The following is a 14,810-nucleotide window of genomic DNA, read 5'->3' on the forward strand; positions in this document are numbered from 1 at the left end:
ATCGCCCGACCGTAGTTGGGTGACAGCCTGCCGCCCCTAGCCAACAGACTGGCGGGGCTTCGCTTCGTGGTCTTCAGCATGCTGATGCCGGGAAATGCTGCCAACCTGCTCCAAAGTTCATAACACGGTCTAAATATCGGCTACATCGCGCAGCCGTACGCCGGAGAAGTTGGCCGCACTCAATGCGTCAAACATCGCGCGGTCGCAGATGGGAGGTGCTCCCATGCGATCCTGGCGGAAGATATGGGCATCTCCCACAACATCCTGTTTGAACACCAAGCTGGCTCCGCCGACGAGGCTATAAAGTTTCTCGTCCTCGCCGGTCTGATAATTGTGGTCGAGCTTGATCCTCACGCGAGAAGAGGCTTCATCCAGGGCATCGAGTCTGCGCAGCACATTGCCTAGGTAGTACTGAGGGGCGGGGCTGCCGTCAGCAAGGCTGAAGTCGCATGCCACAAATGCAAACGCCTCGGCGTCCAACTGCTCAAACAGTTGCTTCAACGGCTCCGACACAATCCATATGCCAGCGAGCTCTTCCAGATCGCGTGGCATTCCGCCCTTCTCCGGTACATGAACCAGGCGAGGACGCTCCGGATACTGATCCGGCATTCCATCAGGACGTGAGACGACATTCATCCCCGGATCGATCAGCTTCTCTTCGTTGGCGATCTCGATGCCGGGAACCCTGCCGTTTCCCAAGAAGCTGGCGTCGATCAGGAAAAATTCGCCCTTTTGAGATGCGGCTTCGGCTGAAACTTCAATGGCGGTCGGTTCGGTCACGCTGGCTTCCATCATGGATGCGGGGGCAGAACGGGAATGCGGTTGAGCCGATGCTGGCGGGGCTTGGGCGCAGCCACAAGTTCCGTCGAAGTGGTCTTCAGCATGCCGATGCTGGGAAATGCTGCCGACCTACTTCAAAGTTCATGGCACGCGCTGGGTCCGCCCCTGGGTCTTGCGTCAGGCCGCGCCGCGTCAGGCCGCGCCCAGGCGCCACAAGGACGTGACTTCCTTCGAACGCGCCGCATGCAGCGGGTCGCTCGCGTCTTGCGCGCGGCCGTGAGTGGGACGCGTGTCGATGCGCTCGATCACGCGCAAGCCGGCCTGGCTGATCATCTCCAGCAGCGCTTCGCGGCTGCGCAGGCCCAGATGCTCGGCCAGGTCCGACAGGATCAGCCAGCCTTCGCCGTTGGGCGTCAGATGCGCCGCCAGTCCATTCAGGAAGCCGCGCAGCATGCGGCTGTCGGGGTCGTAGACGGCATGTTCCACGGGCGAGCTGGGGCGGGCGGGCAGCCAGGGCGGGTTACAGACGATCAGCGACACCCGGCCTTCGGGGAACAGGTCGGTCTGTTCGACGTCGACCTGCTTGGACAGGCCCAGGCGCTCCAGGTTTTCACGGGCGCAGGCCAGCGCGCGCGGATCCATGTCGGTGGCGATGACGCGCTTGCCGCCGCGGCGCGCGATCACGGCAGCCAGCACGCCGGTGCCGGTGCCGATGTCGAAGGCCACGCTGCCGCGCGGCATCGGGGTGCGCGCCACCAGGTCAACGTACTCGCCGCGCAGCGGCGAGAACACGCCGTAGTGCGGATGGATGCGGGCATTCAGCGCGGGAATCTCCACGCCTTTCTTGCGCCATTCGAAGGCGCCGATCAGGCCCAGCAGTTCGCGCAGCGACGCGACGTAGGGCTCGGCGGCGGGACCGTGGGCTTCCTCGCAGGCCAGGCGCGCGTCGGGCGCGCGGCGCAGCGGAATGCCGTGACCGGCGTCGAACGGAATCAGCAGCATGCCCAGGATGCGGGCGCGCTGCGACTGGATCTGGCGGTGCTGGTTGAAGGCGTCCAGCAGGCTGTCCACGGGTTTGCGGGGACGCTTGTCGACCCGCCGCGTGATGGCTTGCAGCAATTGCCGCGCATTCTGGAAATCGCCGCGCCACAGCAGGCCGACACCTTCGCAGGCCTGGCGGTAGGCCATGTCGGCGGTCATGGTGTCGTCCGCCACCACCACGCGCTTGGGCGGCGCGGCGCCGGATTCGGAGCGCCAGCGGGCGGCGTGCGGGGTCTGGTTTTCTTCCCAGCGGATTTCAGGGACGGTCAACGTGTCGCTCCAGCAAGGCGGGGCGCGCGGGGCAAGGTGGTCATGGAGAAAGCAAAAAGAAGGGGCGCGGGCTGCCAATGTAGCAGCTTCGCGCCCCGTCGCGGCACCCGCCTGGCTCAGTGGAACAGCACCACCGCCTTCTGCAGCGTGATCCAGATGCCCCAGGCCAGGGGAATACCCACGCAGGCCCAGGCGAACACCACCAGCGCCGCCGGCGTGCGGAACGCGGATGTTCCGACCCCGTGCGTTTCCGTGGCGACCGCGCGTTCGTGGGCCAGCGCCTTCTCGCGCGCCAGCTCTTCGTCATTCATGAAGTACTTGGGATTCACGGGCCGGATCGCCAGGTTGCACAGGAAACCCAGCACCAGCATGCCCGCCAGGATGTACATGGTGATGTCGTACACCTGGGCGCGCGGCACGCCGATGGACAGCTGGTATTCGCGGATGTAGTTCACCAGCACCGGCCCGAAGATGCCCGCCGCCGACCAGGCCGTCAGCAGCCGGCCATGGATGGCGCCCACCATCTGCGTGCCGAACAGGTCGGCCAGGTACGCCGGCACAGTGGAGAAGCCGCCGCCGTACATGGACAGGATGATGCAGAAAGCGGCCACGAACAGAGCCAGCGCGCCGATGTGCGCGGTCCAGGGGATGGCCGAATACAGCGCGAAACCCAGCACGAAGAAGATGAAGTAGGTGGTCTTGCGGCCCAGCTTGTCGGACAGGCTGGCCCAGAAAAAGCGGCCGCCGATATTGAACAGGCTGAGCAGGCCGGTGAAGCCGGCGGCGATGGCGGCGATGGCCGCCAGTTGGTTCTTGTCCAGCTGCGAGTAACCCAGCTCAGGCTGGTTGATCAGGCCGCCGCCGAACACTTCCTGCAGCAGCGGCGAGGCCATGCCGAGGATGCCGATGCCGGCCGTGACGTTCAGGCACAGCGCCCACCACACCAGCCAGAACTGCGGCACGCCCCAGACGCGCTGCACATGGACGTGGCCCTTGGTGATCATGGCGTTGCCGGCATGCTTGGCCGGCGCGGTCCAGCCCTCGGGCTTCCAGCCGGTCGGCGGCACGCGGTAGCCCAGCGCGCCCGACATCATGAAGACGAAGTACACCGCTGCCATGGTCAGGAAGGTCTGCCAGACGCCCGGCGATTCAGGCGTGGCAAAGTGGCGCATCAGCAGGTCGGCCAGCGGCGCGCCTATCATGGCGCCGCCGCCAAAGCCCATGATGGCCATGCCCGTGGCCATGCCGCGGCGGTCGGGGAACCACTTGATCAGCGTGCTCACGGGCGAGATGTAGCCCAGCCCCAGGCCGATGCCGCCGATGACGCCCGAGCCCAGCCACAGCATCCACATCTGGTGCAGGTACACGCCCATGGCGGAGATGACCAGGCCGCCGCACCAGCACAGGGCCGACACCACGCCCGCCTTGCGCGGGCCCGCGCGTTCCAGCCAGCCGCCCCACAGCGCGGCCGAGCAGCCCAGCAGCACGAAGAACAGGGTGTACATCCACCCCATGGTCGAAATCTTCCAGTCGCAATTGGTGGCGAACAGCTCGGCGACGAGGCTCATGTCCGCGGGGCAGGCCAGCGGCTTGGCGCCGCCCACCACCTTGGACAGCGGCAGCCAGAACACCGAGAAGCCATAGGCCATGCCGATGCACAGGTGGATGGCAAGGGCGGCAGGGGGAACCAGCCAGCGCGAGAATCCCGGGCCGGCGATGGTGCGTTCCTTATCGAAAAAACCCGGCTTTGAACCGGGCAGGTCCAGCGTGGCAGTGCTTTGCATGTTGTCTCCTCTTTTGGCGCCGCTCATTGGCGTGCGTGGTCCGGCATCCGGCCGGTCCCGCCGCCTTTCTCTCTTGTGGTGTTTCTGTCGTCTTGCCGGGCGCTACTGCGTTACGCCACACGGGCGAGCGGCGTGAGGCGCTGGCGGTTCTGCGTGACCGCTTCCAGCACCAGCGGGTGCAGGCGTTCCTCGCCAGCATTGCCGTCCGGACTTCTTTCGAGAAAGTTCAGAAGCTCATTGCGCATGCGCGGCTCCCAGAACTTGTGGATATGGTTGGCCACGCCTTCCAGGGCCTCGGGCCGGTCGGGCATGGCTTCGAAGAATTGGCCGATGCGGTTGGCCATGCGGATCAGATTGCCGATTTCCATGCTTGGGTCAGGTCCGGTTCAGGGGGTGATGCGTGATGGGTGGGTGTACAGCGTGGCGTCGTCGCCGCGCAGAAAGCCCAGCAGGCTGACATTGGCGTCCTGGGCCAGGCGGATGGCGAGCGCCGTGGGCGCGGACACCGAGGCCAGCACGGCCACGCCGGCCGCCGCGGTTTTCTGCACCATTTCGAAACTGGCACGGCTGGACACCACGACGATGCCGTCGCCGGCATGCATGGCCTGGCGCGCCAGGGCGCCGACCAGCTTGTCCAGGGCGTTATGGCGCCCCACGTCCTCGCGCACCAGCGCGACAGTACCGTCGGCGCCGGCCCAGCCCGCGGCGTGGGTGGCGCCGGTGATGTCGTGCAGCGCCTGGCGCGCCCGCATTTCGCGCATGGCGGCCAGCACGGCCTGGATGCGCACGGGCGAGCCGTTGGTGACGGGCGCCACCGGCCGCAGCACTTCGGGTAGCGTCTCCACGCCGCACAGGCCGCAGCCGGTGCGCCCGGCCATGGCCCGGCGGCGCGACTTCAGCCGCACTTCACAGGCGGTGGAAATTTCCAGCTGGACCACGATGCCGTCGCATTGCGGCAGCAGGTCGATGCCGCGCACGTCGCTGACGCCGTCGATGATGCCCTCGGACAGCGCGAAGCCCACCGCGAAGTCTTCCAGGTCGGCCGGCGTGGTCAGCATGGTGGCGTGGCTGATGCCGTTGAACTCCAGCGCGACCGGCGTTTCCTCGGCCACGGAGTCGGCTTCGACCCCGGGGACCAGGGAGCCGCCCCGCACGCGGGTGACCTGTACCTGCGTGCAGTCGGGGCGGGAAGGCGGGGGCGTGGGCATGGCGGCGTCCTGGCGGTTCGGGCTGAGGGTTATTTCCCGGTCAGCGCCGCCTCGCTTTCGCGCGAACGTTCGCGCAGCAGCTTTTGCTGGATGTCGGCAAAGCGCGACCACTGGCGCTGCCACTCCGAAGGCTGGGACACGCGCGTGACCTGCACGGCCGTCACCTTGTACTCGGGGCAGTTGGTGGCCCAGTCGGAGCTGTCGGTGGTGACGACGTTGGCGCCGGACTCGGGGAAATGGAAGGTGGTGTATACCACGCCCGGCTGCACCCGGTCGGTCAGCGTGGCCCGCAACACGGTCTCGCCCGCGCGGCTCTGGATGCCGACCCAGTCGCCATCCTTCACGCCGCGGTCCTCGGCGTCCTGCGGATGCAGTTCCAGCACGTCCTCGCCATGCCACATGACGTTGGGCGTGCGTCGGGTCTGCGCGCCCACGTTGTACTGCGACAGGATGCGGCCCGTGGTCAGCAGCAGCGGGAAGCGGCGCGTGCTGCGCTCGTCCGTGGGCACGTACTTGGTGATCATGAACTTGCCCTTGCCGCGCACGAATTCGTCGATGTGCATGATGGGCGTGCCATCGGGCGCTTCGTCGTTGCAGGGCCATTGCAGGCTGCCCTGCTTGTCCAGCTTTTCATAGCTGACGCCGGTGAAGGTCGGCGTCAGGCGCGCGATCTCGTCCATGATCTCGCTGGGATGCTTGTAATTCATGGGGTAGCCCAGCGCGTTGGACAGCGCCACCGTCACTTCCCAGTCGGACTTGCCATTCTTGGGTTCCATCACCTTGCGCACGCGCGAGATGCGGCGTTCGGCGTTGGTGAAGGTGCCGTCTTTTTCCAGGAACGAGGAGCCGGGCAGGAATACGTGGGCGTACTTGGCGGTTTCGTTCAGGAACAGGTCCTGCACCACGATGCATTCCATGGCAGCAAGGGACGCCGCCACGTGCTGCGTGTTGGGGTCCGACTGCACGATGTCCTCGCCCTGGCAGTACAGGCCCTTGAACGAACCGCCCAGCGCGGCCTCGAACATGTTGGGGATGCGCAGGCCGGGTTCCGGCTGCAGGGTCACGCCCCAGTCCTGCTCGAACTGCGCGCGCACCGTGTTGTCGGAAATGTGGCGGTAGCCCGGCAGCTCATGCGGGAACGAGCCCATGTCGCACGAGCCCTGCACGTTGTTCTGCCCGCGCAGCGGGTTCACGCCCACGCCTTCGCGGCCGATGTTGCCGGTGGCCATGGCCAGGTTGGCGATGGCCATGACGGTGGTGGAGCCCTGGCTGTGTTCGGTCACGCCCAGGCCGTAGTAGATCGAGCCGTTGCCGCCGGTGGCATACAGGCGCGCCGCGCCGCGCACGGCCTGCGCCGGCACGCCGGTGATTTCTTCCATGGCTTCCGGCGAGTTCTCAGGCAGCGAGACGAAGTCACGCCATTCCTTGAAGGCCTTGGCTTCGCAGCGCTCGGCCACGAAGTCCTCGGCGATCAGGTTTTCGGTGGCGATCACGTGGGCCAACGAGGACAGCAGGGCGGTGTTGGTGCCGGGGCGCACCTGCAGGTGGAAGTCGGCCTTGATGTGCGGCGAACTGACCAGTTCGATGCGGCGCGGATCGATCACGATCAGGCGCGCGCCCTGGCGCAGGCGGCGCTTCAGGCGCGAGGCGAACACCGGATGGCCGCTGCTGGGGTTGGCGCCCATCACGATGACCACGTCGGTGTGCATGACGGAATCGAAGGTCTGGGTGCCGGCGGATTCGCCCAGCGTCTGCTTCAGGCCGTAACCGGTGGGCGAGTGGCAGACCCGCGCGCAGGTGTCGACGTTGTTGGTGCCGAAGGCGGCGCGTACCAGCTTTTGCACCAGCCAGGTTTCTTCGTTGGTGCAGCGCGAGGAGGTGATGCCGCCGACCGCATCGCGGCCGTACTGGCCCTGGATGCGGCGGAATTCGGAGGCCGCATAGTTGATCGCCTCGTCCCAGGACACTTCCTTCCAGGAGTCGGTGATGTGCTTGCGGATCATGGGCTTGAGCACGCGTTCCTTGTGCGTGGCGTAGCCCCAGGCGAAGCGGCCCTTGACGCAGGAATGGCCGCGGTTGGCCTGGCCGTCCTTCCAGGGCACCATGCGCACCACTTCCTGGCCCTTCATCTCGGCCTTGAAGCCGCAGCCCACGCCGCAGTAGGCGCAGGTGGTCACGACCGAGTGTTCGGCCTGGCCCATCATGATGACGGTCTTTTCCTGCAGGGTGGAGGTCGGACAGGCCTGCACGCAGGCGCCGCAGGACACGCATTCGCTATCCAGGAAGGGCTGGTCCTGCCCCGGCGACACGCGCGATTCGAAGCCCTTGCCGGAGATCGTCAGGGCGAAGGTGCCCTGCGTTTCCTCGCAGGCGCGCACGCAGCGGTTGCAGACGATGCACTTGGAAGCGTCATAGGTGAAGTACGGATTGGACTCGTCCTTTTCGCTCTTCAGGTGGTTGGCGCCGTCGTAGCCGTAGCGCACGTTGCGCAGGCCCACCACGCCGGCCATGTCCTGCAGTTCGCAGTCGCCGTTGGCCGGGCAGGTCAGGCAGTCCAGCGGGTGGTCGGAGATGTACAGCTCCATCACGCCGCGGCGCAGGTCGTGCAGCTTGGGGGTTTCGGTGTAGACCACCATGCCGTTCTCGGCCGGGGTGGTGCACGACGCGGGATAGCCGCGGCGGCCTTCGATCTGGACCAGGCACAGCCGGCACGAACCGAAGGGCTCCAGGCTGTCGGTGGCGCACAGCTTGGGAATGTTGATGCCGGCCTCGGCGGCCGCGCGCATCAGCGAGGTGCCTTCGGGCACCGTGATTTCCTGGCCGTCTATGGTCAGGGTGACGGTTACGGCGGACTCGCGCGCCGGCGTGCCCAGGTCGCGATCGCGCTTGATGACGGTTTCTAGCATGTCGGTCTCGGGTTCAGGCCGCGTGCGCGGCAGACTGGGAGGACTCGATGCCGAAGTCCTGCGGGAAGTGGTTCAGCGCGGACAGCACCGGGTAGGGCGCCATGCCCCCCAGCGCGCACAGCGATCCGCCCAGCATCGTGTCGCACAGGTCGCGCAGCAGATGCACCTGCTGCTCGCGGCCGGGGCCGCCCGCGACGATCTTGTCTATGGTTTCCACGCCGCGGGTGGAGCCGATGCGGCAGGGCGTGCATTTGCCGCAGGATTCGATGGCGCAGAACTCCATCGCGTAACGCGCCATGCGCGCCATGTCCACGGTGTCGTCGAAGGCCACCAGCCCGCCGTGGCCGACCATGGCGGATATCTGGATGTAGGCTTCGTAGTCCAGCGGCACGTCCCATTGCGATTCCGGCAGGTAGGCGCCCAGCGGGCCGCCCACCTGCACCGCGCGCAGCGGCCGGCCGGAAGCGCTGCCGCCGCCGAAGCCGTAGAGCAGGTCGCGCAGGCTCAGGCCGAAGGCCTTCTCGACCAGGCCGCCGTGCTTGAGGTTGCCGGCCAGCTGGAACGGCAGCGTGCCGTGCGAGCGGCCCACGCCGTAGTCGCGGTAATAGGCCGCGCCCTTGGCCAGGATGATGGGTACGGTGGCCAGCGAAATCACGTTGTTGATGACCGTGGGCTTGCCGAACAGGCCGGAGATCGCCGGCAGCGGCGGCTTGGCGCGGACCACGCCGCGCTTGCCCTCGATGCTTTCCAGCAGCGAGGTTTCCTCGCCGCAGATGTAGGCGCCCGCGCCCTTGCGCACTTCCATGTCGAAGCGGCGGCCGCTGCCGTGCACGTCATCGCCCAGCCAGCCCACGCTGCGCGCCCGCGCGATGGCGGCTTCCAGGGTGTCGATGGCTTGCGGATATTCCGAGCGGACGTAGATATAGCCGTAGGTGGCGCCCACCGCCAGGCCGGCAATGGTCATGCCTTCGATCAGCACATAGGGGTCGCCTTCCATCAGCAGGCGGTCGGCGAAGGTGCCGGAGTCGCCCTCGTCGGCGTTGCAGACGATGTACTTCTGGTCGCCGGGGGTGCCTGCCACCGTCTTCCACTTGATGCCGGTCGGGAATGCCGCGCCGCCGCGGCCGCGCAGGCCCGAGGCCACCATTTCGTCGACGATCTGCCCCGGCTCCATGGCCAGGGCGCGTTGCAGACCCTGCAGGCCGCCATGGGCGGCGTAGTCCTGCAGGGACAGCGGATCGGTCACGCCGACGCGGGCGAAGGTCAGGCGTTCCTGGTGCTTCAGGTAGGGGATTTCTTCGGTCAGGCCCAGGCGCAGCGGATGCTCGCCGCCACTTAGCCAGCCGGCGTCGAACAGCGCGGCGACGTCCTCGGGCTGCACCGGCCCGTAGGCGACGCGGCCCTGCGGGGTAGTGATTTCGACCATGGGTTCCAGCCACAGCAGCCCGCGCGAGCCATTGCGCACGATCTGCACCGACAGGCCGCGGGCGTCGGCGGCGCGTTCGATGTCGCGCGCCACCGTGTCGGCGTCCATGGCCAGCGCCGCGGCGTCGCGCGGCACGTAGATGACGATGGGGGAACTCATGATTGACCCTCCAGCGTGCGGGCCAGCAGGCGGTCCAGTTTTTCCGGCGTGACGCGGGCATGGGGCAGGCCGTCGATCATCACCGCCGGCGACTGGGCGCACAGGCCCAGGCAATACACCGGTTCCAGGGTGAAATCGCCGTTCTTGCTGTTGGCGTGGAAATCACAGCCCAGCGCCGTGCGCGCATGGGCGGCGAGGCGTTCGCCGCCCATGGCCTGACAGGCTTCGGCGCGGCAGACCTCCAGGGTGTGGCGCGCCGCGGGTTCGCTGCGGAAATGGGGGTAGAAGGTGATGACGCCGTGGACCTCGGCGCGGGACAGGTTCAGGGCCTCGGCGATGGTCTGCACCGCCGCGGCCGGAATACAGCCCAGTTCATGCTGGACCGCATGCAGCACGGGCAGCAGGGGCCCGGGCTGGTCCTTCAGCCGGGCGAGTATGCGGGCGGTGGCCGCGATGGCCGGGGTGGGGGACGCTTGGGCCGCGTCCAGGGCCATCTGGCCGCCGCGGGCGCCGCCGCTGGATGCCAGATCGGATGTTGCCTCGCGCTGATGCACGTCGGTCTCCTCCTGCGTTGCTGTTGTGCCGGGCTGGATGCTATTTGGGTTTATATGTTTTTAAAAGCATATAAAAACCCCTCCAGCCGCATTATTTGTGTACTCTAACGGGGTAATTCACCGTCTTCAATAAGAAATAAATGACATATAAGTTCCGTATCGGCCTGCGGCCGCAATGGACTCTGGGCGGAGACGACGACCAGGCGCCGGTGCCATTGCAGGACATGCTGGCGCTGCTGTCGGCCATTGACGCCACTGGCAATATTGCCGGGGCCTGCCGCGCCTGTGGCTTGTCGTACCGGCATGCCTGGGGCGTGCTGCGCCGTTTCGAGGCCATCTTCGGCACGCAGTTGCTCATCACCAACCGCCGGCAAGGCACGCAGCTGGCGCCGTTCGCGCAGCGCCTGCTGTGGGCCAACCGCCGCATCGAGGCCCGGCTGATGCCCACGCTGGACAGCATGGCTTCGGAACTGCAGGAAGAGCTGGAGCGCCTGCTGCCCGAGAGCGGCCCGCATCTGCGGCTGCACGCCAGCCACGGCTTCGCGGTGGAGTCGCTGATGCAGCACATGGGCAACCGCAAGCCGGGCCTGGAACTGCGCTACCGCACCGCCATCGAGGCGCTGGCCTCGCTGGAGCGGCGCGAGTGCGACCTGGCGGGCTTCCAGGTGCCGCTGGGCGATTTCGAAGCGCCCATCATGGAGCGCTACGCCCAATGGCTGCATGCGGACGAGTACATGCTGATCCACCTGGCGGTGCGCAATGCCGGCCTGTTCGTCACCGCCGGCAATCCCAAGCACATACGCGGCATGGCCGACCTGGCGCGGCCCGACGTGCGTTTCGTCAACCGCCAGATCGGCTCCAGCACGCGCTATCTGGTAGGCCTGATGCTGCAGCGGGCGGGGGTCTCGATCAGCGAGGTCCAGGGCTACGAAACCAATGAATTCACCCATATGGCCATCGCCGCGCACATCGCCAGCGGCATGGCCGATACGGGCGTGGGGGTGGAAACGGCCGCCTGCCGCTTCGGACTGGACTTCATTCCGCTGGTGCGGGAGCGCTATTTCTTCGCCATCCGCAAGTCCTCGCTGGAGACGCCGGCCATGCGCGACCTGCTGTCCATCATGCGCAGCCCGGACTACGTCGGTTACGTCGGCCAGCTGGCGGGCTACGACGCCCGCGACACCGGCCGGTTGCAGTCGTTGCAGGAGGCCTTTCCATGAGCGCGAAACGCGATGCGCCGGGATATGATGCTCCCATGAGCAAAGTGATCTTTCTTGCCGATCGCCGCAGCGGGCCGCTGGCCCCGCTGGCGCCCGGCGAACTTCCGCCGCACGGACAGCCCGCGCTGGATCAGCGCGCGCGTCCCCTGCGCGACTTGCGGATCTCGGTCACGGACCGCTGCAACTTCCGCTGCACCTACTGCATGCCGCGCGAGGTCTTCGATAGCAGCTACACCTTCATGCCGCATTCGGCGCTGCTGTCCTTCGAGGAAATCAGCCGCCTGGCCGGCATCTTCACGCAACTGGGCGTGGAGAAGATCCGCCTGACCGGCGGCGAGCCGCTGCTGCGCAAGCATATCGAGAACCTGGTGGGCCAGTTGGCCGACCTGCGCACCCCCGCCGGCCGTCCGCTGGACCTGACCCTGACCACCAACGGCAGCATGCTGGCGCGCAAGGCCGCGGCCCTCAAGAGCGCCGGCCTTACGCGCGTCACCGTCAGCCTGGACGCGCTGGACCCGGCCATGTTCCAGGGCATGAGCGACAGCGGCTTCACGCCCGACGACGTGCTGCAAGGCGTGGACGCCGCGGCCGAGGCCGGGCTTGCGCCGGTCAAGGTCAACATGGTGGTGCGGCGCGGCCTGAACGACGGGCAGATCCTGCCCATGGCCGAACGCTTCCGCCATTCCGGCCACATCCTGCGCTTCATCGAATACATGGACGTGGGCAATACCAACGGCTGGAATCTTGCCGAAGTGGTGCCCAGCCAGGAAGTGCTGGACCGCATTGGCGCGGCCTATCCGCTGGAACCCGTGGCCAGCGGCGAAATGGGCCGGGTGGCCGAACGCTGGCGCTACCTGGACGGCGGCGGCGAGATCGGCGTCATCTCCAGCGTCACGCACGCCTTCTGCGGCGGCTGTACGCGCGCGCGCCTGTCGCCGGAAGGCAAGCTCTTCCTGTGCCTGTTCGCGCACGACGGCTACGACCTGCGCGCGCCGCTGCGCGACGGCGCCAGCGATGCCGAGCTCGCCGCCATCATCGCGGGCATCTGGGCGGGGCGCAACGACCATTATTCCGAGCTGCGCGGCCGCAACATGGCTGATCCTGCGCGCAAGATCGAGATGAGCTACATCGGTGGCTGAAGCGCCTGCCAGCAAGGGAATTGCGGGGCTGATCCTGGCGGGCGGCCAGGGCGCGCGCATGCACGGGCAGGACAAGGGCCTGGTCGTGCTGCGCGGCGAGCCCATGGTGGCGCACGTGGCGCGCCGCCTGGCGCCGCAGGTGTCGCGCCTGATCGTCAGCGCCAACCGTCATCTGGATCTCTATGCCCGCTACGGCGACGTCGTGCGGGACGGCGAAGCCGATCTGGGCGCCTGGCAAGGGCCGCTGCTGGGTATCGCCGCGGGCTTGGCGGCCGCGCAGCGGGAGGCCTGGCTGGTGGTGGCGCCTTGCGACACGCCGTTCCTGCCCGCGGACTTGGCGGCGCGCCTGGTGCGCGCGGCCGAGTCGGCCAATGCGCCCATGGCCTATGCGGTGGCGGACGGACAGCGCCATTCGGCCTGCATGGCCTTGCGCACGTCGCTATTGCCCGATCTGCTGGCGTACCTGCGGGCCGGGGACCGCAAGGTGGGGCTGTGGCAGGCGAGAACGGGCGCGGTCGAAGCCTGCTTCGATGACGCGCCCGATGCCTTCATGAACGTCAACACGCCAGATGAACTGGCGCGGGCCGAGCGCTATGCCAGCCAGTGACGCAGGTCGTAGTAGGCGACCCGGTCCTTGTCCTGCACTTGCACGTCGGCCGGCAGGCGGGCCAGACCCGTCGCCCAGGGCAGCGAGCTGATCACGCCGGAACCCTGATGTCCGTAGGGCACCAGTTCGGCGCTGCCGTCGTCGGCCAGGCGGCGCTGCACGCGCAGGAATTCCTCGCGGCTGTCCTGACGCGGATGCTCGGTGCGCAGGGGCAGCAGGCTGGTCGGCGGGAATAGTGTGTCGCGGCCCTGCATGCGGCGCATCAGCGGCGTCACCAGCAGGGTGAACACGGCGTAGGCCGATACGGGGTTGCCGGGCAGGCCGACCACGGGCTTGCCGTCGATCTGCGCCAGCGCCACCGGCTTGCCCGGCTTCATGCGCACCTTCCATAGCGCCAGTTCGCCGCCCAGCGAGGCCAGCGCGGGCTTGACCAGATCGCGTTCGCCCACCGACACGCCGCCCACGCTCACCACCAGGTCGCAATCGGCCAGCAGCGTCTTGAAGGCGGCCTGCAGGTCGGCCTCGGTGTCGCGGGCGTGCAGCACGTGCACCGGCAGGGCGCCCATGCCGCGCGCCAGCGCGGCCAGCATGGGGCCGTTGGAGTTGTAGATCTGCTCGGCCGCGCGCGGCTGGCCGGGCAGCACCAGCTCGTCGCCGGTGGTCAGGATGCCCACGCGCAACTGGCCGACGACCCGCACGCGGGCCAGGCCTTGCGAAGCCATCAGCGCCACGTGGGCGGCTTCAAGTACGGTGCCCGCGGCCAGCAGCGGCGCGCCGGCCATGGTGTCTTCGCCGCGGCGGCGGATGTGCTGGCCGGGCTTGGGCGCGCGCGAGATTTCCACCTGGCCGTCGGCTTCGGCGGTGTCTTCCTGCATCACAACCGTATCCGCGCCTTCCGGGATCAGGCTGCCGGTGAACAGGCGGATGGCGTGGCCGGGCTTGAGCGGTTCCGGCATTTCCCCCGCGTAGCAGCGCTGCTGGATGGGCAGGCGCACGCCGGCGCCCCAGTCGGCCACGCGCAACGCGTAGCCGTCCATGGCGCTGTTGTCGGCGGGCGGTATGTCCACAGTGGCGGCGAGATCGGCGGCCAGCACGCGGCCGGCGGCATCGGCCAGGCTCACCTCTTCGCTGCGTTGCAGCGGCCCTGCGGCATTGGCCAGCAGGGTCTGGGCTTGATCAAAATCCAGCATGGGTCAGTTGTCTTCTTCGCGTTGCTTGAAATGGGTGGCGAAATTGCAGGGGCGGTGGCTACTGTCCAGCTGCTCGTGGATGATCTGCGCCCAAGCGGTTTCGCAGGCGTTGTTGGAACCGGGCAGGCAGAAGATCAGCGTCTGATTGGCCGAGCCGGCAAAGGCGCGCGACTGGATGGTGGAGCTGCCGATCTCGGTGTAGGAAATTTGGCGGAACAGTTCGCCGAAGCCGGGGATTTCACGGTCCAGCAGGGGCATGATGGCCTCGGGCGTGTGGTCGCGATGCGAGAAGCCCGTGCCGCCCGTGGTCAGGATCACCTGCACTTCGGGATCGGCGATCCAGTCGCTCATGATGCGGCGGATCTGGTAGATGTCGTCCTTGACGATGTCGCGGCGCACGCACTGGTGGCCGGCATGCGCAAGGCTGTGGGCCAGCAGATTGCCGGAAGTGTCGTCGCCCGCGCTGCGGGTGTCGCTGACCGTCAGTACGGCGCAGGCCAGCGAAACAAGACTTTCGTCGCTCATG

General features: G+C 67.5%; 13 protein-coding genes. 3 read left to right on the top strand and 10 right to left on the bottom strand.

Annotated elements, in window-relative coordinates; translation table 11 throughout:
* Positions 1-129 precede the first annotated feature (129 nt).
* The 8 genes from NGK62_RS25930 to NGK62_RS25965 form a co-directional block, all read right to left on the bottom strand.
* A complete protein-coding gene (locus NGK62_RS25930; RefSeq protein ID WP_251881056.1) occupies positions 130-780 on the bottom strand; it encodes an imm11 family protein in 651 nt (216 codons plus the stop codon).
* 192 nt (positions 781-972) lie between these two features.
* Positions 973-2,091 (bottom strand): methyltransferase, encoded by a 1,119-nt coding sequence (locus tag NGK62_RS25935; RefSeq protein ID WP_251881058.1) that lies wholly within the window; start codon positions 2,089-2,091, stop codon positions 973-975.
* Between the two features lie 116 nt (positions 2,092-2,207).
* The gene (locus tag NGK62_RS25940; protein ID WP_059377919.1) at positions 2,208-3,875 is read right to left on the bottom strand and encodes an OFA family MFS transporter; all 1,668 of its coding nucleotides are present in this window, start codon (positions 3,873-3,875) and stop codon (positions 2,208-2,210) included.
* A gap of 110 nt (positions 3,876-3,985) precedes the next feature.
* The gene (locus NGK62_RS25945; protein ID WP_118933773.1) at positions 3,986-4,243 is read right to left on the bottom strand and encodes a formate dehydrogenase subunit delta; all 258 of its coding nucleotides are present in this window, start codon (positions 4,241-4,243) and stop codon (positions 3,986-3,988) included.
* 18 nt (positions 4,244-4,261) lie between these two features.
* A complete protein-coding gene (fdhD, locus tag NGK62_RS25950) occupies positions 4,262-5,083 on the bottom strand; it encodes a formate dehydrogenase accessory sulfurtransferase FdhD (protein WP_251881060.1) in 822 nt (273 codons plus the stop codon).
* A gap of 29 nt (positions 5,084-5,112) precedes the next feature.
* A complete protein-coding gene (fdhF, locus tag NGK62_RS25955) occupies positions 5,113-7,989 on the bottom strand; it encodes a formate dehydrogenase subunit alpha (protein ID WP_059377926.1) in 2,877 nt (958 codons plus the stop codon).
* A 13-nt stretch (positions 7,990-8,002) separates the two neighbouring features.
* Positions 8,003-9,574 (bottom strand): formate dehydrogenase beta subunit, encoded by a 1,572-nt coding sequence (locus tag NGK62_RS25960; protein WP_118933771.1) that lies wholly within the window; start codon positions 9,572-9,574, stop codon positions 8,003-8,005.
* Positions 9,571-10,128 (bottom strand): formate dehydrogenase subunit gamma, encoded by a 558-nt coding sequence (locus NGK62_RS25965; RefSeq protein WP_059377930.1) that lies wholly within the window; start codon positions 10,126-10,128, stop codon positions 9,571-9,573. Before NGK62_RS25965 ends, NGK62_RS25960 begins: the two co-directional genes overlap by 4 nt.
* A gap of 140 nt (positions 10,129-10,268) precedes the next feature.
* Between NGK62_RS25965 and NGK62_RS25970 the strand changes: the two genes are divergently transcribed.
* From NGK62_RS25970 to mobA, 3 genes are read left to right on the top strand one after another with little or no spacing between them, the layout of a single operon-like run.
* Positions 10,269-11,348 (top strand): substrate-binding domain-containing protein, encoded by a 1,080-nt coding sequence (locus tag NGK62_RS25970; protein WP_059377931.1) that lies wholly within the window; start codon positions 10,269-10,271, stop codon positions 11,346-11,348.
* A gap of 35 nt (positions 11,349-11,383) precedes the next feature.
* Positions 11,384-12,487 (top strand): GTP 3',8-cyclase MoaA, encoded by a 1,104-nt coding sequence (moaA, locus tag NGK62_RS25975; RefSeq protein WP_059377934.1) that lies wholly within the window; start codon positions 11,384-11,386, stop codon positions 12,485-12,487.
* Entirely contained in the window at positions 12,480-13,094 is a 615-nt protein-coding gene (gene mobA / locus NGK62_RS25980) for a molybdenum cofactor guanylyltransferase MobA (RefSeq protein WP_251881062.1), read from the top strand. Before moaA ends, mobA begins: the two co-directional genes overlap by 8 nt.
* Here mobA and NGK62_RS25985 read toward each other — a convergent pair.
* Positions 13,079-14,284 carry a molybdopterin molybdotransferase MoeA gene (locus NGK62_RS25985; protein WP_251881064.1) on the bottom strand — a complete coding sequence of 402 codons (1,206 nt, stop codon included), beginning with the start codon at positions 14,282-14,284 and terminating at the stop codon, positions 13,079-13,081. The two genes, mobA and NGK62_RS25985, sit on opposite strands and share 16 nt — an antisense overlap.
* Before the next feature lie 3 nt (positions 14,285-14,287).
* The gene (moaB, locus tag NGK62_RS25990; protein WP_251881066.1) at positions 14,288-14,809 is read right to left on the bottom strand and encodes a molybdenum cofactor biosynthesis protein B; all 522 of its coding nucleotides are present in this window, start codon (positions 14,807-14,809) and stop codon (positions 14,288-14,290) included.
* Position 14,810: the final 1 nt, after the last annotated feature.

The sequence above is a fragment of the Achromobacter sp. Marseille-Q4954 genome (assembly GCF_943737025.1).
Classification (GTDB): domain Bacteria; phylum Pseudomonadota; class Gammaproteobacteria; order Burkholderiales; family Burkholderiaceae_B; genus Achromobacter; species Achromobacter bronchisepticus_A.

Excerpts from the sequence above, each read along its gene's own strand:
- NGK62_RS25940 (WP_059377919.1), bottom strand. The coding sequence starts at position 3,875 with ATGCAAAGCACTGCCACGCTGGACCTGCCCGGTTCAAAGCCGGGTTTT.
- NGK62_RS25945 (WP_118933773.1), bottom strand. The coding sequence starts at position 4,243 with ATGGAAATCGGCAATCTGATCCGCATGGCCAACCGCATCGGCCAATTC.
- fdhD (WP_251881060.1), bottom strand. The coding sequence starts at position 5,083 with ATGCCCACGCCCCCGCCTTCCCGCCCCGACTGCACGCAGGTACAGGTC.
- fdhF (WP_059377926.1), bottom strand. The coding sequence starts at position 7,989 with ATGCTAGAAACCGTCATCAAGCGCGATCGCGACCTGGGCACGCCGGCG.
- NGK62_RS25960 (WP_118933771.1), bottom strand. The coding sequence starts at position 9,574 with ATGAGTTCCCCCATCGTCATCTACGTGCCGCGCGACGCCGCGGCGCTG.
- NGK62_RS25970 (WP_059377931.1), top strand. The coding sequence starts at position 10,269 with ATGACATATAAGTTCCGTATCGGCCTGCGGCCGCAATGGACTCTGGGC.
- moaA (WP_059377934.1), top strand. The coding sequence starts at position 11,384 with ATGAGCAAAGTGATCTTTCTTGCCGATCGCCGCAGCGGGCCGCTGGCC.
- NGK62_RS25985 (WP_251881064.1), bottom strand. The coding sequence starts at position 14,284 with ATGCTGGATTTTGATCAAGCCCAGACCCTGCTGGCCAATGCCGCAGGG.
- moaB (WP_251881066.1), bottom strand. The coding sequence starts at position 14,809 with ATGAGCGACGAAAGTCTTGTTTCGCTGGCCTGCGCCGTACTGACGGTC.